This window comes from Yoonia sp. 72 (genome assembly GCF_034652275.1).
Lineage (GTDB): Bacteria > Pseudomonadota > Alphaproteobacteria > Rhodobacterales > Rhodobacteraceae > Yoonia.
The window spans coordinates 650,503-670,219 of the sequence record NZ_JAXIWG010000001.1; the positions used below are offsets into that span (position 1 = coordinate 650,503).

Here is a 19,717-nt window from a genome sequence, read left to right on the forward strand (position 1 = left end):
GGTGTCGCGATCAGCGGGTGATCAGGTGGATGGTGGCAGGCGGTCGTCTCGGTCTGATCCCGGAACGCTTTGGCCACCTTTCTGACTTGCGAATGTGCGTCGAGGAACTCGACCTAGCGGTTTGTCGGGGCGTAGATCAGGACCACCACTTGTCATCTGTGATGTCATCAGGGACGGGGTCCATGGCCAGCAGAATGGTTGCCGCAGCCATGATCTGCCCTGTCGCGGTCGCAAAGACCGCGTTCAGGTCAAGTACGCGATCAGCCATCTGATCAACCGTGAGGCCGCGTGCCGCGGCAAGATGCGAAAGCATCGGTGTGACGGCGTCCGGATCGGCCTTTATCGCCTTCGCTTCCTCTACCTGCACCGGCCATGTCTCCCGCTCGATCGGGCTGTAGCCGCTGGCTATAGCGCTCATTCGCCTGTCGCGCTCTGCGATGATTGCTGCCATCCTGGCGGCGTGTTCCTCGGTGGCATCAGGCACGACCTTGACCCATTCGACGCCGTCCCATTCGTGGGTGCTGGACAGCTTGAGCGGAACTTCAACCGTGCCGTCTGGATAGCCATCAAGAATATCCTGCGGTGGCTGGTTCGTCGTCTGCCAGTACCCGCGATCAGGGTGGAAATATCCGTGTTCCATTAGCGCAGTTCCTGCCATGAATTGATGTTGCCGAGATACCGATACCAGTGGCCATGAGGCACGATGGCTCGATTTGTGCTGATCATTCCGGCGGCCAGACCGGATTGCGACGCCCGCACGGTGGCGGGATTAGATGGACCCACACGCAGTTCGTGGTTCCCCGACACTCCATTGGTGGTGACTGATACCTCGATCGGCTTACCTGTCGTGTTCTGGTAGTTTGTACCGCTCGATCGCGATGCCGTGACATCCTGCCATGTCTGGCCGACGCCGATTTCTGACAGCAGCGCAGGTACCTGCGCTGCAATCGTACCATCCACAAAAGTCTTGATTGTCCCCCGACGTGCGTACGAGTTTTCGTCAACAGTGAAGTTGGTGTTAAGCGAAGGTGTCAGTACCTGATTGAAAATACCCGAAACAGCTCTGACAGCGCCATCAGGATTGACCAAGTCGAGCGATCCAGTGCCAGTGTTTGTGATCTGGAAGCCGCCGTGCGCGCCCGCTAAGCGCAAGATGCGCGCAGAGAAATCACCAGAATCGTCGCTTGCATGAAAATCGTGGAAGACAGAGCGATTACCAGACAAAGCCTGCCCTTGCTCAATTCCCGTCACGTTTGTCAGCAATAACTGACCATCTAGGGCGGCACGTCCCGCTTCGGGACTAGTAGCCGTGAATACCGATGCGCCGACGGTCGTTGCACCCAACGCTGCCCGCGCGCCCGCCTGACTCGCCGCTGTGAATACCGCCCGCCCCGTCGTGGTACCGCCGAGGTTGGTCAGCGCCGTGGTGGTGTTCAACAGGCCCGCCAGATTGCCACTTTTCGGCAGGAACCCTGTCTGGATGGCCGCGACGGCATTGACCAAGGTTTCGCTGCCAGCAAGAGCAGCGTCGATAAAGTCGATCGCATCCTCGCTATAGCCCAGCAGATCGTCAAGATTGTTGAAACCCGGCCCTGTGACCCACGTCCAAAACAACGGTGTCCGCTCCGCCCAAGTGGCGGGGTTGTTCACGTCGGGCAATTGATGGGTATAGGGCGTGAGGTTCGGCGTGGGAGGTCTGGGCATTACTGCACCCCTTCTGTTTCAAGCGAGAAAAAATAGCCCGAGGGCATGCTGATCGGGACCGAGATATCGCGCACGATGCCAACGCCGGTCGTCACCGCGCGCCCGCGTTGGGCTTCGTAGACGATCCGGTCGCCAGACAGTTGGCGCAGTTGCCCCCAGAGCGTGTCGATAAACGCGCGCTCGCCGTAGATCTCGAAGGTCGAGTTCACACGGCTGGGGCGCTTGACGTAGCGGGGCACCCCGAATTCGTCGTCTTCATAGATCGACCGACTGGCGACACGGATTGTCGTGCCGTAAAGCGCACTGCCGACGTTATATCCGGTATCGACAATCGCGACCTCGCCAAGGCGGGTTGAATCCCCCCCGATCGTGACCCTGACCCAAACGCTGCTCACCGGAAAACTGTCAAAGATGTGGTTCGATTTACCAGAGGTAGGCTGGGTGAAAAGCCAGTCGTAATAGCTGTTCAGATTGAAGCCGAGGACATTGATCGTTTGGGTGTCCACCAGTACATCGGAAGCGTTGTAGAACTCGGCCGTCGCCGTGGCACCGAAGGCGTCGAAGATCGCAACGCCCGCGATGTTTGCGAAATTGCGGATCGTGAAGACGATGTTGCCGTTCGGGTTCTCGGTCAGCGTGGACAGCACCCCATCGACGGCCGCATATGCGTTGGTCGGGCCTTTGACCTGCCAATACTGCGGCGTCTGAAACCTGCTGGAAAACAAATCAGGCCGTCGATTGATGGTCCCATCGATCAGGCAGCCATAGATCACGTGGTCGTAGAGGACTTCATTGCCGATGACATAGGTCGTGGCCGGGTTATAGGCTGGTGCCTCCGTTTCCGGCAGGTTGGACGTCACGTCTGCCAGATCGAGCGTCTTGATCGAACCGATAAACATCAGACACCCTCCCCGTACAACCGCATGTCCCGCGTCTCACGCCGCAGTTCCTCGAGCGCGAGGCGCATGAGTTTGAGTTCGGTCAGCTGCGCGCTTTCGGCCTCTTGCTGGACCAGTTCGCGCCGATCCTGTGCAGCTTGCATGGTGGCGCTGAACCGGTCGGTGAACCGGTCACTGTTCAGGGCAAGCGGCGACCGGAACAGGTCCATCGTGCGCTGAACTGCGGCGTTGCCGGCGGCGGCTTGTTCTCCGGCACGACGTGCAGCCTCAGCAGCATCTTCCAGCGCGAATATCTGCTGCAGGATGGCTCGATTGACTTCGCTGACACCGTCCAGTTCCCGCGCCCGCAGTGCGACTGTGTCGCCCTGCAATTGGAGCAACCGGCCCTCGAGACCGAAACGCTCTTCCGCCACCCGCATCGCGGCGGCGGCTGCCGCCGCTGCCCGCTCCGATGCCTCCTGCGCCGCCTGCATCGCATCTTCGAGCGCGAAAATCTGTTCCAGGACGGCTATGTTGTACTCGTGGACGCCGTCCAATTCGCGCGCACGCAACGCAGCGGTGTCGCCCTGTAATTGCAGCAACCGGCCTTCCAGGTCGAAACGCTGCGCCATGACAGCGTTCAGTTCCTGCATGCTGTTGATTTGCGGAATGAGCGCCGCGAAGGTGTCACCCATCTTGGAGAGCTCGCCGTTGATCTTTTCCATCGCCTGCTCTTCGGACAGGCCCTTGAGCGAAAGGTTCAGCTCGTAAGAAAAGTCATCGAACGCCCCACCGGCGACGTTCAGCGCTTTGGCTGCATCCATGACGCTTGTCTGCATCTGTGTGACTGCGGCCTGGATGGGATCGGCAATCGCTGCTGATGCGGCACCGGTCTGCGTGCTGGTTCTGCGGCTTAGCCCGAAGAACCTTGATGTCTGCGTCCGGCTGAAGGTTGACACCGTCGCGGTCATACCATCGACCGCAACCTTGATGCCGCTGTCCAGCTCGGTCGTTTTCTTGCGCAGCGCACCAAAGGCCAGTGCGACGGCACCGATGACGGGGATCGCCGCACCCAAGGCGGTGCCAAGGCCCGCCGCGCCGCCCATGCCCAACCCGCCGCTGATGGCACCACCCATTGCCGTTGCAGCGCCCGAGAACCCGCCAGCAGCAAAGCCGCTGCCAACCACGGACAGCCCGGTGCCGACCGATGACCCGAAGGTCCCGAGCGCGCCCAGCTTGCCGCCCATCCCGCTGAGACTGCCCATCAAGCCTGTGCCCGCCGATGCTGCCGTGCCAGCAACCGATCCGCCGAAACCGAGGCTCAGCATGATACGGTTGCGTGCCGCCGCGACAACCATCTGTCGGATCATGTCCGTGAAGCTCGACAAAATGCTGTCGGTGAAGGATTTGAAATCGCTGAACCCGCGCATGACCAGATCCCCGAAGGCATCCGCGACGCCACCGACGCCGGAGGACAGTGGCCCTGACATCGTCTTGCCCAACTCTTCTGCCGCCTTGTCCAGATCCTCCATCGCGCCGCGCGCGGCACCGCCGATTGCGCTGGTCGCAAGATTGGCGGCCGTCTCGACATCGCCGAAGATCACCTCGCCCCGGTCGCCGAGGGTGATCAGGCTATCGCCCATGACGACGACATCACCGGTTGCGCTGGCAAGCGCATCTTCAAGGCGCTTGATCTGACGGCCGGCCTCTTCATAGGCGTCCGTCTCGATCTCAGCACCGGACAGCAAAGCCTCTTGCTCAAGTCTCGCGCGACGCAACACCTCTGCTGTTTGGGCAATGCTCTCGCGATATTCGTTCGGGATCGGCGCAAATTGCCCCCCGGCCATGCGCTGCGCCTGGTTGCGGTTCTCCGCCAAGGCTTCATTGGCGAGGTCAACTTCGACACCAAGGCTGCGGAACTCGGACGACGACAGAACCGCCTGACGCGCTTCCTGTCTTGCCGCTTCGATCTTGGCATAGATGGCGCTGGCCTCGCGCAGCTTTCCCTCGGCGGCGCGCCGGCTCAACTCGATACCCGGCGGCAAGGCTTGCGTCACCGCAGCGATCGCGGAGACCTCGTCAGCCAGCGACAGAACGATATTGTCGACGGCCTTCGACGTTGCTGATTGCGTCTCGCCGAACCCGACGAAAACGCTGATGTTGTTGGCGATCATCTGCGCAACAGCCGAGACCCCATTCACGAGATCCGTGATGCCGCCGACCAGGACCGTGACAAACCGGATCACGCCCCGAATGGCATCTGTCAGCCCTGCATCGCCAAACGCAAGGATCAGGCCGGAAACCGTCGATTGCAGCGTGGTGAGGTCGCCTCCGAGGTTGTCACGCATGGTGTTCGCCATGTCGGATGCTGCGCCATCGACGTTGCGCAGCTCGTTGCCGAATTCGGCAACCCGCGCCGCGCCATCAATCAACACCAACGCGCCAGACGCGGCCTCGCGCCCAAAGATTGTCATTGCGTCAGCCGTTGAAAGTCCGCGCTCACCAAGGGTCTGCATGACATCGGCAAGCCCGTTCGTGGCGGGATCAACGTCCTTCACCGTCAGTCCATAGTTGGACAGAGCCTCTTGCGCCGCCGCCGTTGGGCCGGCCAAAGCAGCCAGGATACCACGAAGCGCGGTACCGGCCCGTTCACCTTGGATACCCGCGTCGGACATCACACCGATTGCTGCGGCGGTGTCCTCCAGCCCGATGCCAAGGGCCGCGGAGATGGGCGCGACCGTGGACATGGCCTGCCCCAGCTGGCTGACATTTGTGTTCGCGCGGCTCGATGCAGCAGCCAGAACGTCAGACACATTCGCCGCATTGCCGGCCTCGATCCCGAAGCCGGACATGATGTTGGACGCAATGTCAGCGGTGCTGGCCAGGTCCATGCCAGACGCCGTGGCAAGGTCGAGAACGGACGGGATCGCGGCCAAAGCCTCTTTCGCGTTGAATCCCGCCATTGCCAGGAAGCCCAGACCGTCGGCGGCTTGCGCCGCCGAGAACTCGGTCGTCGCGCCCAACGTCCGGGCCGTGTCGCGCAGCGCCCGCAACTGGCTCTCGGTCGCACCACTGATCGCTGCGACCTTCGACATCGAGGCTTCAAATGTCGATATTTGCTGAACCAGTTGGCCGATCGAAAAGGCACCAGCTGCGGCAATCGCGAGGCCGCCAAGCGCCCGCGTGATCCCCCGTGTCGCTTTGACAGCGCTACTTTCCATGCGGGTGAGAGAGTTGGAAAAATCGCCCTGCTTGCGCTGCGCCTGCGACAGCCCGCGCGTGAATTCGGCACTGTCCAGCCCGAGGTTCACCCGCAGCGAACCGATGACACTTTTGCTCATTTTATGTCCTCATTGACTCACTGCATATGCACGAATAGCGTGTGAAGGCTTTGTAAAAGGGATATTCATGGCTCGAATTGCAATTTGCGCTTTTGCACTGTCAGTAATGATAGCCTGCGGGCCACCACCACCACCGACAGCCACGATGCTGATGAGACAGTCGCCGATCGCGCTTTGTCAAAGCTACTCAGCTGCGCGCGCGAACAACTGGGCCTCAGGCCGTCAGGCCGTTTTGGCCGAAATAGAGCGGCGGCAGCTGTTTAGTGCAGAAGAAATGCAAATGATCCTTCGCGGCCCATTAAAGATTGGCGCAAGCGAACTTGTAGCTATTTGCTCTTGGGGTCCTTATTTCGACGTCAATACAACGACGACATCCTCTGGTGTGAATAAACAGTATGTCATGGGGCAATTTGGCCCTTACGTTTACACACAAAACGGATTGGTCACTGCTCTACAACGGTAAGCAATCAAAACGTTAGCTGTGACGACAATGCTCATCTTTTACGCCGCAACGCCATCCCGATGAAAAACCCACGCACTTGCGCCTGATCCGCTTCGTCCGATTTTACTTTGCCTGCATCCGAACCCGCGCCGGCGACCGTCTGCTCGAACTTTGGCATCTTCTTGGGGTCGTGCTGCGCATAGATCAGCCAATGCGCCAGCTCATAGTTCCGGATCCGCGCATGATCGTGCTGGCTGATATGGCGCTTGTGCTCGCCTTCAAGCACCAGCAGGATTTCCGAGATCGTCAGCGGCCAGAACCGTTCGTACTGCAGGCCAGCGGCGCACCACTGGCCCAGCAGTTCCCTGATCGGGTCTACTTCTTCGAGAGGGACTTGTTCGCTGCCCCCGCGCCGTTTCCCACTGCATCCGCTGCAGCCTTGGGATAGGCAGCGGCGACGGCTTCGGACAGTTTGCCGATGGCCACCTCGATCCCCAGTTCGTCCATGATGTCACCGGCTGCATCTTCGGTCAGCCCGTCAACATGCGACAAGGCCGCCCAGATCAGGCGGCGCAGGCGCTCGGTGTCGGATGGGCTTTTCTCAATTGCTGCAAGGCCAGTGAGAAAGGTCTCGCCCGCAGCCCGTTGGTAGCGCACCTGCGCGTTGGTGCTGATCCGCATGGTTTGGACCTTGCCATCCAGTTCGAATTCGACGCTGCCGATCATGCTGCGGTCCCTTTCGTCCATTCCACATCGCCAGTGGTGCGGATGCTGATGGACATGCCGACCAGTTCGCCAAGCGCGCCGGTTTCCAGCATCGGGGTTGGAAAGCCCTTGAACTCGAAGATGTCGCCCGTCGTCTGCCCCACCGCCGCTTTCATCGTGGTGCGGTAGAAGATCGGCGCCTCCTCCGCTTGGTCTGCCAGCTGCTGCTCGTAGCCGTCCGCCGTATAGCCGCAGGGCACGCTGATCACGCCGGCATCCTTCATGCCTTTGACGTATTCGCGAAAGCCGTTCGGGCTGTCGAGGGACGTGGCGTCGAGATACTCGGTCTCGACCACCGGCACGGCGACGCCTTTGCATTCGGGGATCTTCTCCCAGGTCACGCCGTCGTTGGAACGCTCTACGGTTGCCCCGTAGGCGATGATTTGTTTGCTCATATGAGCCTCCGTCAGGTTGGGTTGTAGTGGGTGATGAAGTCGAGCGAGACGCGATAAGGCCGTTCGGCCTCGTTTGATCCGCCCTCGCGTGTGTCCCGCGACAGCGCGTGGAAAACACCTTGGAACCCGTCGCCCGCATATCCGTCGAGAACGGCACGCACAGCGCGGGAAAGCAGTTTGGCCTCGCCATAGGACAGGGCATAGCAATCGACCTGGACGCGGCCGACGGAGTGACCGTCCGGCCCGTCGAGGTTGTGGCCTTCGGCGTCGTCGATCGTGAACATCACGATCCGCGGATAGCGCGCGCCTTGGACATTGGCGCCGAAGTTGATCCGGTCACCCGCCATGTCAGTGACGGCCGCCGAGGCGGCGAGGATCGCGAGGATTGACTCTTCCATTTCGTCAGCCTTTCAGCGCCTTGCGACGGGCACGCCTAACGGCCTTGGTCACCTCGCCCGCCAGTTCCTCGCCCAACCGGTCGACCAGCGGCCCCGCATCTTGGTCGAAGGCTGGCCGCAGATAGGGCTGCGGTCCGTGATTGATGTTGCCGAACTCCTGCTGGATCGCCTGCGGCAACGGGCCGGGGCCGACAAAGACCTCGACCGAAGCGCGATCATCGCGGAACATCCTGCGGTGCGCCTTGGTCTGGGCGCGCGACAGCTTGGTGCCAGCGATGATCGAGGTCTTGAGATCGAAGCCGCCTGTGTTGGGATCGTCGGGCGCGTAGCTTTTCGCCAGGGCCGCCATCGGCTGTGCCGCGCTCAGGAGTGCGCGCCGCAACACGCCCTTGCCTGCCGCCCTGCTCAGTTCGCCAAGCGCGTCATCAAGTTCCTTGAACCCTTCAGTCTTCATCCGCATGGGCATCCACCTTTGCTGCTGTTGTGATCTCGAGCCACTGGCGGCGGCCCATCGGTTCCTTGATGCCGGTGATCTCGTAGGTGACGCCGCCGCAGACCAGCTGGTCGGTCGGGCGCAGCGCGGCCGTGAAGGCGGACCACCGCACGACGAACCGCGTGGTGATCTGGGCCGAGACTTCGCCCGCCCGCCACCGCTCGCCGTCCGAGAAATCCTGCTTGCTTGCCCAGACCGGAGATCCATGATCGGCGAATACACCTTCACGCGGGCCGAATGCCGTCGGGATCGTCGCCGCGCGCCGGAACTGCACCAGCCAATCGAGACTGGCCGCCATCAGCCATGCCCCCATTCCGCCGGCCGCTTGTACCGGTTCTGCTTGATCAGCCGCTCGACACCGAAGGAGACCTTGATCTCCGCTGTCTGCTCGACCGCGATGCCGGCGTCGTACCATTCCTTGGTCAGCATGATGATCGCCTGGCACATGCCCTTGCGCAGCGCGCCTGCGGGATACCCGACAGACGCCGTCACACGGACCGGCGCGCCGTCCCGCACACCGGCCAGTGTCGCCTCGCCGAACAGGATCTTCGGTTCATCGAAGGCGGATGCCAGCACGACATCGTCAGTGTCGCGCTCGGCCCAAGTCCCGTCACGTTCCAGCACCTCGATCCCCGTCAGCGCCTGGACAGGCGCCACTGGAAACCACCAGCAGGATCCGCCCTGGTATCGGGTCTCGATGATCACGTCGCGGGGCAGCAACGGGCGGCGGCAGGCGGTCTCGACCACCTCCTGCGCCGCAGCCAGATAGGCCTCGATCAGCGGATCCTCTGCCGCTTCGGTAATATGGACGGCACGGCGGACCTCTTCCGCCGTCACCGCCAGGCCGATCTCGCTTGTCGCTCTCATGCCGCTGCCCCGCGTTCGTGTTCAGTTATTGCCGATCAGCTGGTCGCTTCCTTGGTTTTGCCCTGCTGCGGCAGTGCGGCACCGCCAGCGGGCTTGGCATTAGCCAGCGCCGCCTCGCGGGCCGCCAGATCGGCTTCCTTAGCGGCCAGGGCTTGTTCGCGGGCGTCGAGGTCAGCCGTGGACGTGGTCGCCGCCTTGGCGATCTTGGCCTCGGCCTTGGCGTCATAGGCCACGGCCACAGCATTTTCGCCGGAGGTCAGGCGCTTGGCGACGTCAGCCTCGAACCCTGCGATGTCGCCGGGATTGTAGCGGTCATAGTGCCTGGTGAACTTGATTGCGGTTTTCATAGGGGTGTCTCCGTCAGAGATTATTGAAAGGGTCACGCCCCCGCGTCATGCGGAGGCGTCGGGTTTCATGGGTTGGGTCAGAGCGACCAGCCCGCGCCACGAAAGCCAGCAATCGCCGCGTCATGCGCGGGTGCCAGATCGTGCTCGGCGACCGTGCGCATCAGCGTCTGGTCCTTCTGGAATGCCGACTTCGTCTCGCCGCCTTCGACATAGGCCGCCTCGGTCGAGCTGCTGATGGTGACGACAAGGCTGTCACCGATCATGATCTCGTCGAAGTCGGCAAATATGACTTCGGTCTCGTCGGTGCCGACACCGAGGTTGTTGGGCAGTTGCGTCGTGGTCTGGATCGCAAAGCCGCGCAGCGTGCCGTTCTGGTCGATGCTGGGGAACAGCAGATTACCGTTCGCATCGCGCAGGTTCGCGAGCCAGTTCTTGGCCGATGGCCGCATGATCCAGCCCGGACGCACCATGGCGACATTGCCTTCCTCGACGCGGTCAACGGCGCGGCGCACGGCTGCTTCGGCGGCTGCCGCCGTGGCCGCGACACCCGTCTCGAAGTTCGCAGCCGGCATCCAGGACAGCAGACCTTTGGGCAGATCGCCGGTCCCGTCATTGCGCAGAAAGGCCAGATCCTCGCGCAGCGCCATAACGCGCAGCATGTCGTCGCGCACCAGCATCGCCATGGCCACACTGGACTGGCGCAGCAGGGTGTTCGAGATCGGCACCAGGCTGGTCAGCTTCTTGAAGTTCTGCTGGACGGCATCAAAGCCAGGCTGGCTTGGCGCGCTCGGCGCGAGCTCCGCGCCATAGGATGCGGTCGCGGCCGAGGACTGCCGCGCATGGCGCAGCTGACCGGCGGGCATGTCGATAGTCCGCGCACCCGAGGCGCGAACCGTCACGCGGGCGCGCAGCAGGCCAATGATGTCGGTCGCCTGCGCGCGCGGGATCGTCACGCCGCCTGCCCCTTCGGTCGCGCCGCTGAGCGAGGCACTGATCCCGCTATGCCCGTCCTTTTCAAGTTGCTTGACCGCCTTGTCCTTGTCACCCTTGGTGTTGGCGAGAGCCGACATCATGAAGCCGATCTCGATCCCCGCATGTTCAGGGTTTTTCGCTGTGGCGGCAGGACGTGGTGCTGGCGGGTCCTGCACGTCACCATCACCGGCAGCGGCGGCCTGTGCCGCCTCGACGGCTTCCGCACGGGCAACGCGGGCGCTGACATCTTTGAACGCGGCTTCCGCGGTTTCGAACTCCGCGACAGCCGCTGCGATCGCGGTGGCATCGGGCTTTTCCGCCGCCTCGAGTGTGGCGATCTTATCGGCGCAGGTCTGCATGGCTGCGGCGGCAGCTTTCCGGTCGCGGCGCAGGTCGTTGAGGTCTTTAGGCATGGTGGCTTCTCCATTGAAATGGCCCGCTCTCGCGCGGCACGACAAAAACCCCGCCGGATGGCAGGGCCGATAAACACGCGGGCGGCGTGGTTCAGGTAAGGGCGAGTGCGGCGGATGCGGCCGCGCGGGCTGCAAAAGCGCTTCTGGCTTGGCCCTTCGGGGCGGGCGCGTGTGCGGACATCACGCGGTCGTAAAATGCGGCGCGGGTTTCCTGGCTGTCGGCAAGGCCGCGCGTGATGGCCTCTTCGGCATAAAAGATCGCACCGCCATCCGCCGGATCATCGGTGACCGACAGCTGCGCGGTCAGCGCCGCCGGATCAATGCCACGGCCCGCCGCGACATTCGCATGGAACCGCGCCTCGCTTTCATCCAAGGAACGCGCAATCTCGCGCTTGCCCGCTTCAGTCGTCGGGTTCGGCCATTTGGCGCGGGCATGGGTGGACAGATCGATCGACCATGCCTCGCCGTATATGTCCGGCTGCACCGGCCAAGACCCCGCGCGCACCACGCCGATCGATCCGACCACGCCGCCCGGTGCTACCGTGATCGAGGTGCATTGGCTGGCGATGTGATAGGCGGCGGAAGCGGCCAGCGGGTTCACCATCGCGTAGACCGGCTTGACCTTTGCCAAGGCAGCGACCGCCGCAACCGCCGCGTCCATGCCGATGACCAGACCGCCGGGGCTGTCGAATTCCAGCACCACGGCTGCGACCTCGTCGGACGCCGCCAGTAGCGCCGCCGTGTCCTCGATCCCCACATAGGTGGACCAGCCAAGATACCGCTCGAGGATCTCGGAGTTCGGCGTCAACATCCCGCGCACCGGCATGACACCGACCCCCCGCGAGACCGCAAAGCGTTCGCCGCGCTGGATCGTGACGCCAGCGGCGCTGAAGGCCGCGACGGGAACCTCCGCCGTGGGCAGCGCCATGCCCAGAAGGCCGGTGCCGAACCCGACATCGACCGCCATCGCCTGCGCGCCGATATAGCTTGCAATCGTGTTTCTCATGTCTCGCCTTCCTCTTTTGTGTCGTCGTCCCGCGTCATGTTGGGCGGCGGATAGGGCGTCTCGCCCGCGGGCAGTTCGGGAAGCCCGTCGAGTTCGCGCGCTTCCTTCCAAGTCATAAAGGGGCCGCCCACCGCCTTGATCAGCGCGTCGTAGCGTTCCTTGGTCGTCGACTGCAGCAGCGCGTTGAAGTCGTGCCGAAAGAACAGACCGCTGCGCCGCTCGGCCTCGGTCAGCAGTCCCATGCGCATCTGGCCTTCGATGAAGCCTGCCCAGTGCAGCAGACAGTCCGACTTGTAATCGATCGCCTGCTGCTGGCCGTTGGCTTTGACGCCATGCTCCAGGAGCTGCAGTTTCGACGGCGGCACGCGGTAGATCGCCGCGATCTGTTCGCGGTCGAACTTGCGCGACGACAGCAGCTCCTGATCGGCGGCCGACAGATCGAGGCTCGTGATGTCATCGCCCGACCCGATGATCGGGATCCCGTTCGCCTCAGGATCGTTCAGCGCATTGCGGACCCGCAGCGCGTTGCGGCGGAAATCCTCGTCGTCCTCGTAGACATCTTCCATTTTCAGAAAGGCGCGCATCTGCGTGCCCGATGCCGCCCGCGCCGCCGCCTCCTGCCCCGCCAGCGCCAGCCCCATGCTTTCGGCCGCGACCTCGAGCGGGCTGCGCCCTGTCCAGCCATCCTCGGCCATGTAGCGCATATGCAGCATCGACCGGCTGGGTGCGCGACGCTGGATGCCGTCGCCATCCTCGAAGTCGTAAAACCAGCTGCGGCCATAGTTCAGCTCGGCAACCTTCTGCTGCTTGATCGTGTCGATCATCACCAGCTCGCCCGCACCGTCGCGCGGCGCAAAGGCATAGGCCCGCCCGCGCAGGCAGAAGGCATAGTTCAGCGCGAACCGCGCCGTGATCGCCGCAACGCCGGGGCTGCTTTCGACGTTCAGCAGATAGGCGGCCGGATGCTCGCGCACCCGCGTTTCCTTGCCGTCCAGATCGCGCTGGTAGAGCTTGACCGGCACCTTGGACATGTCGCCCGCGATGATGTTGCAGCAGGCAAAGACCGTCGCGTGCCGCTGCATGATGTCGGGCGAGACATGCGGCAGCGATTTGACACGGCTCTGCCCGCCGAACCCGGTGTTGCGCAGCCAGGTCTCGGGCTGGGCCGTGCCGGATACTGGCGTGGCCGAGGCCGACAGCTGCGGCTCGATCCGGGCGACGGGCCGCTCTTGCGCGCGCGCCGTGCGTCCGGTGATGCGGTCGAGGATCTTCATACCGTTTCAATCTCCCGCGCCTTGCGCTTGCCTTCGTTTGCTTCAGCCCGCCCGACCGCCATGATGGCCGCGACCGCGGCGTCGATCCGTCCGCTGGAGCGTTTCTTGTTCGGTTTCACGTTCTCGGCCGCATCCTCGTCGCGATGCACATTGCCGACCTGCCAGGCCAGCACCGGATTGCCGCCATGCCGGATCCGGTTCTGCGCGACGCGTTCTTCGAAACGCTTCATCGGGTTCGACATCGAGGCATAGCCCTGCCGGTGCTCGACCATCGGAAAGCGCCGCTTGTCGAGCTGCTGCGCCAGATATTTCATGCCCCAAGGGTCATAGGCCACTTCTTGCAGGTCGAACTTCTGCCGGATCATCTCGAGCCGGTTGACCAGCTGCTGCTCGTCGATGCTGCCGCCGGTGTGGATCTCGAGCCAGCCATCGTCGCGCCAGCCGACATATTCGCGCTTTTCCGACTGCGCCCGCGCGATGAACCCCTTCGGGCCTTCGGGCAGGAACGTGTAGGCGATCAGGTAGATCAGCCCGTCCACCGGCACCGCCACCACGATCGCCGTGGTGTCGACCTTGTTCGACAAATCCAGCCCGACCCACGCCTTGCGACCATAGAGCATTTCGACATCGAAGGGTGCGGCCGCCAGCCCCTGGTCCCATACATCCCGCGCGATCCAGCTTTCCGCGCCTTCGGTCCAGAGGTTCAGGTGGAACCGCCGGAAGTTCGGCATCTGCCCCTGAATCGCCAGCGCCCGGTTAAGGCTCTTTTCCATCGCACCCCGCTGCTTGCTCACACCGAGGTTCGGATTGCCCATTGCCCAGGAGCGCGGATCCGTCGGATCGCAATCCGCAGGCGGCTCCGCGATATAGGCAAAGAAGCTGTCATCCTTCACATCGCCGCGCAGGACGCTTTCGCCATAGCCGCGCAGCTCGCCACAGAGCGATCCGCGATCATGGCCCGCCGTCGTGATAACCCAGTCGATCGGTTGCGCCCGCGCGATCATCGATTCCACAATCGTCTCGGCCAGCTCGCGGTCGGTCCAGCGGTGCATCTCGTCGCGCGCCAGAAACGACGGGTTGATTCCGTCCGAACTGTCGCCCTCGCGCGAGAGACAGGCGATCTGCCCGTCGAACTTCGGCGTGACAATCGAGGTCCGCCAGACCTTCATCATCGCGCCCAAGAACGGCGAGCGGCGGATGATCCGCTTGATGCCCTTGAAGAGCAGCCCCGCCTGGTCGCGCGTGGTCGCTGCGCAATAGCCTTCCGGCGCTTCCTCGCCGTCAAAGAGCTGCGTGAAGATCATCGGCACTGCCGTGTCAGTGGTCTTGCCGTTCTTCTTGCCCACCTGGTGATAGGTGGACTGGAACCGCCGAAGCCCGGTCTCCGCGTGCTTCCACCCGAAGACCGAGCCATGCCGGAACACTTGCCATGGTTCGAGGTGCAGCGGCTTGCCTGCCATCGGCCCTGCCGTGTGCTGCAGCATCGAGGCAAAGCGCGTGACCATCGTGGCCGCATTGCAATCAAAGTAGAGGCCCCGGTCCTTGGCGGTTTCCAGATCCAGCAGATGCCGCTCGCAGGCCATGCGCACTAGATCGCCTGCGATGATGTCGCCCGCCACCACGCCGGTGGCGTAGCGCGAGACGGGGTGATCAATCGGTTCCATTCTTCAACTGGTCCAGCACATCGGCGAAGAGGTCCCCCTGCGCGCCGGATTTGAGACGGGCATCATCGACAGGCGACAGCCCGAACAGCGCCCCGTTCTGGCGCATCGTCGCCATCGCCCCTTCCTGCAGCCTGCTGGCCGCAGTGATCTTCTGCTGCTTTCCGTTGCGGGTGATCGTGTCGTAATACATCCCCTCGCAGGCCAGCGCATGGGTCGCCGCGATGAAGTTCGACACGCTCTCGCAATAGGCCGCGAACTGGTAGACGTGGTGCGGCTCGAGCCGGTCCTTCATGACCATGACGGGTGCCAGCTCTTCCCAAACCTTGCGGCCCTGCTCGCTGAGGAATTCGGGCGCCTCGGGCGCATGGCGCGGTGCGGCCCCTTTCATCGGGATCACGTTGCTTGGTTGTGGCTTGCGACCCTTCATCTTGCTGCCTCCTCTGGCTTATTCCTTGTGGCTTTTTCTCCCAATTTCGCGGCCGTGAAAGAAAAGGTAACCCCGCCGGTCTTCTGTTTGCCGCCCTGATTTTTCGACCACCCCCCTCTTGGGCGGCGGTCGCATTGGTCAGCCTTTCGCCGTGCTGCGCAGCACTTCGCCAGCCGTCTTGCGGCTGTGGCAGGACTTGCAAAGCCCTTGCCAGTTGGTCCGGTCCCAGAACTTCACCGGATCGCCACGGTGCGGCACGATGTGATCGACCTCGCGCGCCTCGACCAAGGCACCAAGCTCCTCGCAGTCGCGGCACAGCGGATGACGCCGCAGATGCGCCTTGGCCGCCTCGCGCCACCGCTCGGTGCGATAAAGCGCGATGCCGGCCCGCGCGACCTCTGAACCTTTCGCTGCCTTGCGACTGGCCGCGAGCTTGGCCTGCCGCGCAGCCTCGTGCTCCTCGCAATGCGCGAGATCAGGCACCGCCATGTCATCGCAGCCAGGTGCTGCGCAGACCTTGCGGATCGCCATGGCGGCCCCTTCCGGATGAAGCGGGTGCAGCCGGCCTAAAGCAGACCGGTCCGCACCTCGCGGTTGATGATGATCAGCTCGGACGCTTCTGTCGCACCCTTGGACGAGACCGTGTAGCGCAGCGTCACCTCGTGCATCTCCAACCCATCGAACAGCGCGCGCACCTCGGGCCGGTCGTTGATCGACACGATGGCTGCACCCTTCATGTCACGTAAGGATTGCGCGATGCGGCCGAACTGGTCGCGGTCGAACAGGCCTTTGCCATAGTCGTTCTCGCCGCCCAAATAGGGTGGGTCGAGATAGAACAGCGTCTGGTCTGTGTCGTAACGCGCGATGACGTCGCACCAGTCGAGGTTCTCGAACACCACACCGTCGAGGCGCGCATGCGCCGCATCAAGTAGCGGCTCGAGCTTTGCCAGGCTGAACCGCGGCGCGGTGCTTGGCGCGACACCGAACACCCCGTTGACCTGCCCGCCGAAGGCCAGCCGTTGCAGAACCAGGAACCGCGCGGCCCGCTCCAGATCGGTCAGCATGGACGGATCGGTCTCGCGCAGCCGTTCGAAGTCACGCCGCGAGGCGATCTGGTATTTCATCACGTCGATGAACTGCGGATAGTGCCGCTGCAGGATCCGGAAGAGATTGGTGATCTCTCCGTTGCGGTCATTGGCGACCTCGAGGCGGGGCTGCCAGGTGCGGCGCAGGAAAACGCCGCCCATGCCCACGAACGGTTCCACATAGGTCTGATGCGGAATGGCGTCGATGAATTGAATGATCTTCTGATGCAGTGCTTTCTTGCCACCAAGCCATGCGGCCACCGGGGCGGCGGCCCGGACTTTAGTCATTGTCATAGGTTCTGATTCCAGAATAGCAGGGCGCCACTCTCGCGAGAGTCGGGCGACATATTCTGAACACGATGTCGGCGCAGCTGGGTTCCAATCACGCTGCGTGGTGGTGGTCAAACGCCACCCCCGCCCGAACGGGACGGGCAGTTGCGCAGGGCCTTCCCCTGCCTGGTGCATGCGGCACTCCATCGATGTCGGGTAGATCAAACACAAACGCCCGCAGCGGTGTGATCCGGCGGGCGCAACTTAAGATGATGACAATAGATGTAGTTTCTGTGGACTGCTTTTGTCAACTACATCTTGTACACTGATGCTTGGAAATAATCTGTCAAACGAAGGTAAAGATCATGTCAAAGAAAGAGCCGACAAAAGCACCAGGCTGGGATTTAATGTTTGAGGCGGTTAGCGACGTATATGATGCGCAGCGTGCGCGTAGGGCGTTAGAATCGGAACTCGAAGAACTTGAGTTGTCGGAGCCAAGTGCAGAAACAGGTGCAAGCGAAGAGCAGTTGGAAAGATACGAAGCTAAACGCCAGGAACTCTTAAAGGCACTGGACGTCGCTAAACAAAACGAAAAAATAGCGCACGAACGTTCAAACGCCGCGAAAAAAATATACGATGACCTCGGCCGAGAGGACGCGCAAAAAGAACGCCTCATGGAACAGTTCCTGAAAGATCGGCAAAAATGGGCAGAAACCCGTGCCAAGTCGTTTAAAGTCCCGATCAGGCACTGATCTCAGACCTACCAATAGCCGAGAACGGAAACATTGATCATCATTCGTCAAGGTATCCTTGCATCCTGTCCAGCGCAGCACACAGACCTGTCCTTGCGGCTTTGACCGCAGCGGGAGTTCGCGGCCATCCGTACCTGTTCAAGGTTTGGCTGATCGTGAGGTTTTCGACGCAGACAGCGAGCACCAGATCCGACGCACGCACAACCCGGCGACCGCGATCAGCTTGCGCCTGCGCGCCGCGGGGCGACAACACTACCTCATTGCCAACTGAGCGATCGAGCGCGGCAAGACGACGACTGTCTCGGATCACGGCATCAATGAATGACCCTTGCCCGCCACCGCCGCCCAGTGCTTCGACCGAGGAACAGCGAACGCCAGCTGCAGCGCACCGCTCATGCAGCGCGGCATAGTCACGGCCCGCGCTGATCTGGCCAGCTGTGAATAGTGGCGGAGCATCCTTGCCAGCACGTCCCCGCGCTTTCTCCATCATCACGTCGAAGGCGTCGCCACGGCGCAGCGCGTCATGCCCGTTATGCCCCGATCGCGTGACCCGAACATTCCCCGCCTCGGTCATCACCACTTCACGCGGCTGGAAGCGCTGCACCGGCCCGCGCGCCGGCGCGACATCGACGATCTCGGGGCCACAGCCATCTGGCCGAGCCGACCGCGCCTTGATCTGGGCGATGCGGTCTACTTCGTCCGCCAGATAGCTGCGAACAACGGCGCTCTCCTTGCGCTGCGCACTCATGCCACCACCTCGCCATCCGTGTGCCCACGCTTGGCCCGTTCGCTGCGCATCAGCGCCTCGCACCGCGCCTGCTGGTCGCGGTACCAGCGTTCAAATTCCAGCTCACCCGCGTCGATCGCCATCTCGGCCGCGCGGCGCTCGGCGATGATCTGCAGGCGGCGGGCATTCTCGGCAGCCTTGGACGCCACCTGCCGACGCGCGCCGTCGGTGACGGGCGGCATCTTGCGGTCGGCGATGAACAGGAACGTCTCGACCAGAATGCCCTGCATCGCAGCGCGCGGCCCCTCGATCGAGCCGAACCAGCTGGACAGCGCGGGCAGGTCCTCGATCGGGCGGCGCTGGATGACCTCGGCAAAGCCGATGAAGGTGGCATGATCCGGCCAGAAGTTCCGTGAGGATCCTTCGCCTTTGGTCCGCATGATGTCGCGCAACGCGGTCAGGCTCGCATCGCTCAGATAGGCCAGATCATCGGCGATCCGGTTCAGCGCCTTCTTGGCGGCCTCCGCATCGATGAAGCGTGGAAACCGGAAGCCCAGCGGATCGAACAGCAGCCACCGCACCCGGTCACGGTTGTTCTGCGCCACGCCGCCCTCATTGTCCGGTACCGGCCCCTTCTGGCCCGCCACCTGTTCGCTCTCTGTCACTGTCGTCTGCATCTGCCCACCTTCCTTTTTCTCAGCCTGACCCGCTCTCTGTCAGGCGCTACACCAGCCATCGTTCTGTTCCGTTCTGTGTTCTTTCTTTTGATTTTCTTTTCTTTTCTTTTCTTTATGCAGAACTGTTCCAAACTGTGTAAAACTCAGTTGGAACTGTTCTGGAACAGATCAAAGTATGGAAAATCAACGCGTTATCGCGTGGCCCCGGACCCTCCAAACCATTGCATCTTTGATGCGTGCAAAATTGCAGCGTCATATGCAGGCCGGCGGCGCTGGCCTTTGACGTTCTCGAGCATCCAGGCATCGATCCGCTCGACCAGTCGGTCATCACGGATCACGTCCTTGGACAGGCCCATGTCCCGCATCGCGCTGCGCAGGCGTTGTAGCCGCTGATAGACGGCCTTTTCGGCATTGCTAGCCTCGCGCGCCTCGCGCCGGCCGAGCGCCTGCAACAGGACCTCGGTCACGACAGGATGCATCAGCCTGATTTCGTCGCCGCACCGGCAGCGTCGCCACTTGTGCAGAGGGCTGAGCACCCGCGCGCGCAGGTCCTTCCAGAGCTGAAGGTCAATCCGCAGCAGGCGGGCGAGGATAGCGTTGTTATCCGGCAGCGTGCCGACAGGCGTCTGCTTTTGAGCAATGAAAAACAGGTTCAACGCACAGGCTTGCACCTCGAGCGAGCCAGTCAGATGCAGCTCACTGTTCAGCCAGCGGTCGTGATAGAACGTGGTGAAGTAATGCGCTGCCATGCTGGCATCCGTGTCGATCGGATAGTCCGGCAGGTCAGCCACATCGACCACCTGCAATGCGGGTGCAGCCA

24 protein-coding genes are annotated in these 19,717 nt (G+C 62.6%); 2 read left to right on the forward strand and 22 right to left on the reverse strand.

Translation table 11 applies throughout. The features are described from left to right. Positions 1-136 precede the first annotated feature (136 nt). From VCK47_RS03330 to VCK47_RS03345, 4 genes are read right to left on the reverse strand one after another with little or no spacing between them, the layout of a single operon-like run. Positions 137-640, reverse strand: a complete 504-nt coding sequence (locus tag VCK47_RS03330) for a hypothetical protein (RefSeq protein WP_322889301.1) — start codon at positions 638-640, stop codon at positions 137-139. Further along, positions 640-1,704 (reverse strand): hypothetical protein, encoded by a 1,065-nt coding sequence (locus tag VCK47_RS03335; protein WP_322889302.1) that lies wholly within the window; start codon positions 1,702-1,704, stop codon positions 640-642. The genes VCK47_RS03330 and VCK47_RS03335 overlap by 1 nt, the downstream gene beginning before the upstream one ends. After that, a complete protein-coding gene (locus VCK47_RS03340; RefSeq protein WP_322889303.1) occupies positions 1,704-2,603 on the reverse strand; it encodes a hypothetical protein in 900 nt (299 codons plus the stop codon). Before VCK47_RS03340 ends, VCK47_RS03335 begins: the two co-directional genes overlap by 1 nt. Next, a complete protein-coding gene (locus VCK47_RS03345; protein ID WP_322889304.1) occupies positions 2,603-5,923 on the reverse strand; it encodes a phage tail tape measure protein in 3,321 nt (1,106 codons plus the stop codon). Before VCK47_RS03345 ends, VCK47_RS03340 begins: the two co-directional genes overlap by 1 nt. Positions 5,924-5,990: 67 nt before the next feature. Here VCK47_RS03345 and VCK47_RS03350 point away from each other — a divergent pair, with 67 nt between their 5' ends. Next, a complete protein-coding gene (locus tag VCK47_RS03350; protein ID WP_322889305.1) occupies positions 5,991-6,386 on the forward strand; it encodes a hypothetical protein in 396 nt (131 codons plus the stop codon). Between the two features lie 31 nt (positions 6,387-6,417). Here the strand turns inward: VCK47_RS03350 and VCK47_RS03355 are convergent, their stop codons facing one another. From VCK47_RS03355 to VCK47_RS03425, 15 genes are all read right to left on the reverse strand, one after another. Beyond that, a complete protein-coding gene (locus tag VCK47_RS03355) occupies positions 6,418-6,651 on the reverse strand; it encodes a hypothetical protein (RefSeq protein WP_322889306.1) in 234 nt (77 codons plus the stop codon). A gap of 89 nt (positions 6,652-6,740) precedes the next feature. Next, positions 6,741-7,091 (reverse strand): hypothetical protein, encoded by a 351-nt coding sequence (locus tag VCK47_RS03360; RefSeq protein ID WP_322889307.1) that lies wholly within the window; start codon positions 7,089-7,091, stop codon positions 6,741-6,743. After that, positions 7,088-7,525, reverse strand: coding sequence for a phage tail tube protein (locus VCK47_RS03365; protein ID WP_322889308.1), 438 nt, complete (start codon positions 7,523-7,525; stop codon positions 7,088-7,090). The genes VCK47_RS03360 and VCK47_RS03365 overlap by 4 nt, the downstream gene beginning before the upstream one ends. Before the next feature lie 11 nt (positions 7,526-7,536). Then, positions 7,537-7,923, reverse strand: a complete 387-nt coding sequence (gene gp17 / locus VCK47_RS03370) for a tail completion protein gp17 (RefSeq protein ID WP_322889309.1) — start codon at positions 7,921-7,923, stop codon at positions 7,537-7,539. 4 nt (positions 7,924-7,927) lie between these two features. Continuing rightward, on the reverse strand, positions 7,928-8,383 hold the full coding sequence (locus tag VCK47_RS03375) for an HK97 gp10 family phage protein (RefSeq protein WP_322889310.1): 456 nt from the start codon (positions 8,381-8,383) through the stop codon (positions 7,928-7,930). After that, on the reverse strand, positions 8,367-8,729 hold the full coding sequence (locus tag VCK47_RS03380) for a head-tail adaptor protein (RefSeq protein ID WP_322889311.1): 363 nt from the start codon (positions 8,727-8,729) through the stop codon (positions 8,367-8,369). The genes VCK47_RS03375 and VCK47_RS03380 overlap by 17 nt, the downstream gene beginning before the upstream one ends. Next, positions 8,714-9,283: a head-tail connector protein gene (locus tag VCK47_RS03385; protein ID WP_322889312.1), complete on the reverse strand. Its 570-nt coding sequence runs from the start codon at positions 9,281-9,283 to the stop codon at positions 8,714-8,716. Before VCK47_RS03385 ends, VCK47_RS03380 begins: the two co-directional genes overlap by 16 nt. A gap of 35 nt (positions 9,284-9,318) precedes the next feature. Continuing rightward, a complete protein-coding gene (locus VCK47_RS03390; RefSeq protein ID WP_322889313.1) occupies positions 9,319-9,630 on the reverse strand; it encodes a hypothetical protein in 312 nt (103 codons plus the stop codon). Between the two features lie 77 nt (positions 9,631-9,707). Continuing rightward, a complete protein-coding gene (locus tag VCK47_RS03395; protein WP_322889314.1) occupies positions 9,708-11,015 on the reverse strand; it encodes a phage major capsid protein in 1,308 nt (435 codons plus the stop codon). Positions 11,016-11,106: 91 nt separating this feature from the next. After that, positions 11,107-12,021 (reverse strand): S49 family peptidase, encoded by a 915-nt coding sequence (locus VCK47_RS03400; protein WP_322889315.1) that lies wholly within the window; start codon positions 12,019-12,021, stop codon positions 11,107-11,109. Continuing rightward, positions 12,018-13,295, reverse strand: a complete 1,278-nt coding sequence (locus tag VCK47_RS03405) for a phage portal protein (protein ID WP_322889316.1) — start codon at positions 13,293-13,295, stop codon at positions 12,018-12,020. The genes VCK47_RS03400 and VCK47_RS03405 overlap by 4 nt, the downstream gene beginning before the upstream one ends. Continuing rightward, entirely contained in the window at positions 13,292-14,959 is a 1,668-nt protein-coding gene (locus VCK47_RS03410; RefSeq protein WP_322889317.1) for a terminase large subunit, read from the reverse strand. The genes VCK47_RS03405 and VCK47_RS03410 overlap by 4 nt, the downstream gene beginning before the upstream one ends. Beyond that, on the reverse strand, positions 14,946-15,386 hold the full coding sequence (locus tag VCK47_RS03415) for a P27 family phage terminase small subunit (protein ID WP_322889318.1): 441 nt from the start codon (positions 15,384-15,386) through the stop codon (positions 14,946-14,948). Before VCK47_RS03415 ends, VCK47_RS03410 begins: the two co-directional genes overlap by 14 nt. Before the next feature lie 138 nt (positions 15,387-15,524). Continuing rightward, a complete protein-coding gene (locus tag VCK47_RS03420; RefSeq protein ID WP_322889319.1) occupies positions 15,525-15,917 on the reverse strand; it encodes an HNH endonuclease signature motif containing protein in 393 nt (130 codons plus the stop codon). 35 nt (positions 15,918-15,952) lie between these two features. Continuing rightward, positions 15,953-16,759 (reverse strand): DNA adenine methylase, encoded by an 807-nt coding sequence (locus tag VCK47_RS03425; RefSeq protein WP_322889320.1) that lies wholly within the window; start codon positions 16,757-16,759, stop codon positions 15,953-15,955. A gap of 347 nt (positions 16,760-17,106) precedes the next feature. Here VCK47_RS03425 and VCK47_RS03430 point away from each other — a divergent pair, with 347 nt between their 5' ends. Next, positions 17,107-17,493, forward strand: a complete 387-nt coding sequence (locus VCK47_RS03430; RefSeq protein WP_322889321.1) for a hypothetical protein — start codon at positions 17,107-17,109, stop codon at positions 17,491-17,493. A gap of 40 nt (positions 17,494-17,533) precedes the next feature. On the opposite strand, the gene VCK47_RS03435 is transcribed toward VCK47_RS03430, so the two are convergent. From VCK47_RS03435 to VCK47_RS03445, 3 genes are all read right to left on the reverse strand, one after another. Continuing rightward, on the reverse strand, positions 17,534-18,241 hold the full coding sequence (locus tag VCK47_RS03435) for a hypothetical protein (RefSeq protein ID WP_322889322.1): 708 nt from the start codon (positions 18,239-18,241) through the stop codon (positions 17,534-17,536). Continuing rightward, positions 18,238-18,897: a hypothetical protein gene (locus tag VCK47_RS03440; protein ID WP_322889323.1), complete on the reverse strand. Its 660-nt coding sequence runs from the start codon at positions 18,895-18,897 to the stop codon at positions 18,238-18,240. Before VCK47_RS03440 ends, VCK47_RS03435 begins: the two co-directional genes overlap by 4 nt. A gap of 191 nt (positions 18,898-19,088) precedes the next feature. Beyond that, the gene (locus VCK47_RS03445) at positions 19,089-19,688 is read right to left on the reverse strand and encodes a hypothetical protein (RefSeq protein ID WP_322889324.1); all 600 of its coding nucleotides are present in this window, start codon (positions 19,686-19,688) and stop codon (positions 19,089-19,091) included. Positions 19,689-19,717: the final 29 nt, after the last annotated feature.

Bases quoted from the DNA above. Each gene is read 5' to 3' on its own strand.
- VCK47_RS03330 (WP_322889301.1), bottom strand. From the start codon at position 640: ATGGAACACGGATATTTCCACCCTGATCGCGGGTACTGGCAGACGACG.
- VCK47_RS03335 (WP_322889302.1), bottom strand. From the start codon at position 1,704: ATGCCCAGACCTCCCACGCCGAACCTCACGCCCTATACCCATCAATTG.
- VCK47_RS03340 (WP_322889303.1), bottom strand. From the start codon at position 2,603: ATGTTTATCGGTTCGATCAAGACGCTCGATCTGGCAGACGTGACGTCC.
- VCK47_RS03345 (WP_322889304.1), bottom strand. From the start codon at position 5,923: ATGAGCAAAAGTGTCATCGGTTCGCTGCGGGTGAACCTCGGGCTGGAC.
- VCK47_RS03350 (WP_322889305.1), top strand. From the start codon at position 5,991: ATGGCTCGAATTGCAATTTGCGCTTTTGCACTGTCAGTAATGATAGCC.
- VCK47_RS03360 (WP_322889307.1), bottom strand. From the start codon at position 7,091: ATGATCGGCAGCGTCGAATTCGAACTGGATGGCAAGGTCCAAACCATG.
- VCK47_RS03365 (WP_322889308.1), bottom strand. From the start codon at position 7,525: ATGAGCAAACAAATCATCGCCTACGGGGCAACCGTAGAGCGTTCCAAC.
- gp17 (WP_322889309.1), bottom strand. From the start codon at position 7,923: ATGGAAGAGTCAATCCTCGCGATCCTCGCCGCCTCGGCGGCCGTCACT.
- VCK47_RS03375 (WP_322889310.1), bottom strand. From the start codon at position 8,383: ATGCGGATGAAGACTGAAGGGTTCAAGGAACTTGATGACGCGCTTGGC.
- VCK47_RS03380 (WP_322889311.1), bottom strand. From the start codon at position 8,729: ATGGGGGCATGGCTGATGGCGGCCAGTCTCGATTGGCTGGTGCAGTTC.
- VCK47_RS03385 (WP_322889312.1), bottom strand. From the start codon at position 9,283: ATGAGAGCGACAAGCGAGATCGGCCTGGCGGTGACGGCGGAAGAGGTC.
- VCK47_RS03390 (WP_322889313.1), bottom strand. From the start codon at position 9,630: ATGAAAACCGCAATCAAGTTCACCAGGCACTATGACCGCTACAATCCC.
- VCK47_RS03395 (WP_322889314.1), bottom strand. From the start codon at position 11,015: ATGCCTAAAGACCTCAACGACCTGCGCCGCGACCGGAAAGCTGCCGCC.
- VCK47_RS03400 (WP_322889315.1), bottom strand. From the start codon at position 12,021: ATGAGAAACACGATTGCAAGCTATATCGGCGCGCAGGCGATGGCGGTC.
- VCK47_RS03405 (WP_322889316.1), bottom strand. From the start codon at position 13,295: ATGAAGATCCTCGACCGCATCACCGGACGCACGGCGCGCGCGCAAGAG.
- VCK47_RS03410 (WP_322889317.1), bottom strand. From the start codon at position 14,959: ATGGAACCGATTGATCACCCCGTCTCGCGCTACGCCACCGGCGTGGTG.
- VCK47_RS03415 (WP_322889318.1), bottom strand. From the start codon at position 15,386: ATGAAGGGTCGCAAGCCACAACCAAGCAACGTGATCCCGATGAAAGGG.
- VCK47_RS03420 (WP_322889319.1), bottom strand. From the start codon at position 15,917: ATGGCGATCCGCAAGGTCTGCGCAGCACCTGGCTGCGATGACATGGCG.
- VCK47_RS03425 (WP_322889320.1), bottom strand. From the start codon at position 16,759: ATGACTAAAGTCCGGGCCGCCGCCCCGGTGGCCGCATGGCTTGGTGGC.
- VCK47_RS03430 (WP_322889321.1), top strand. From the start codon at position 17,107: ATGTCAAAGAAAGAGCCGACAAAAGCACCAGGCTGGGATTTAATGTTT.
- VCK47_RS03435 (WP_322889322.1), bottom strand. From the start codon at position 18,241: ATGAGTGCGCAGCGCAAGGAGAGCGCCGTTGTTCGCAGCTATCTGGCG.
- VCK47_RS03440 (WP_322889323.1), bottom strand. From the start codon at position 18,897: ATGCAGACGACAGTGACAGAGAGCGAACAGGTGGCGGGCCAGAAGGGG.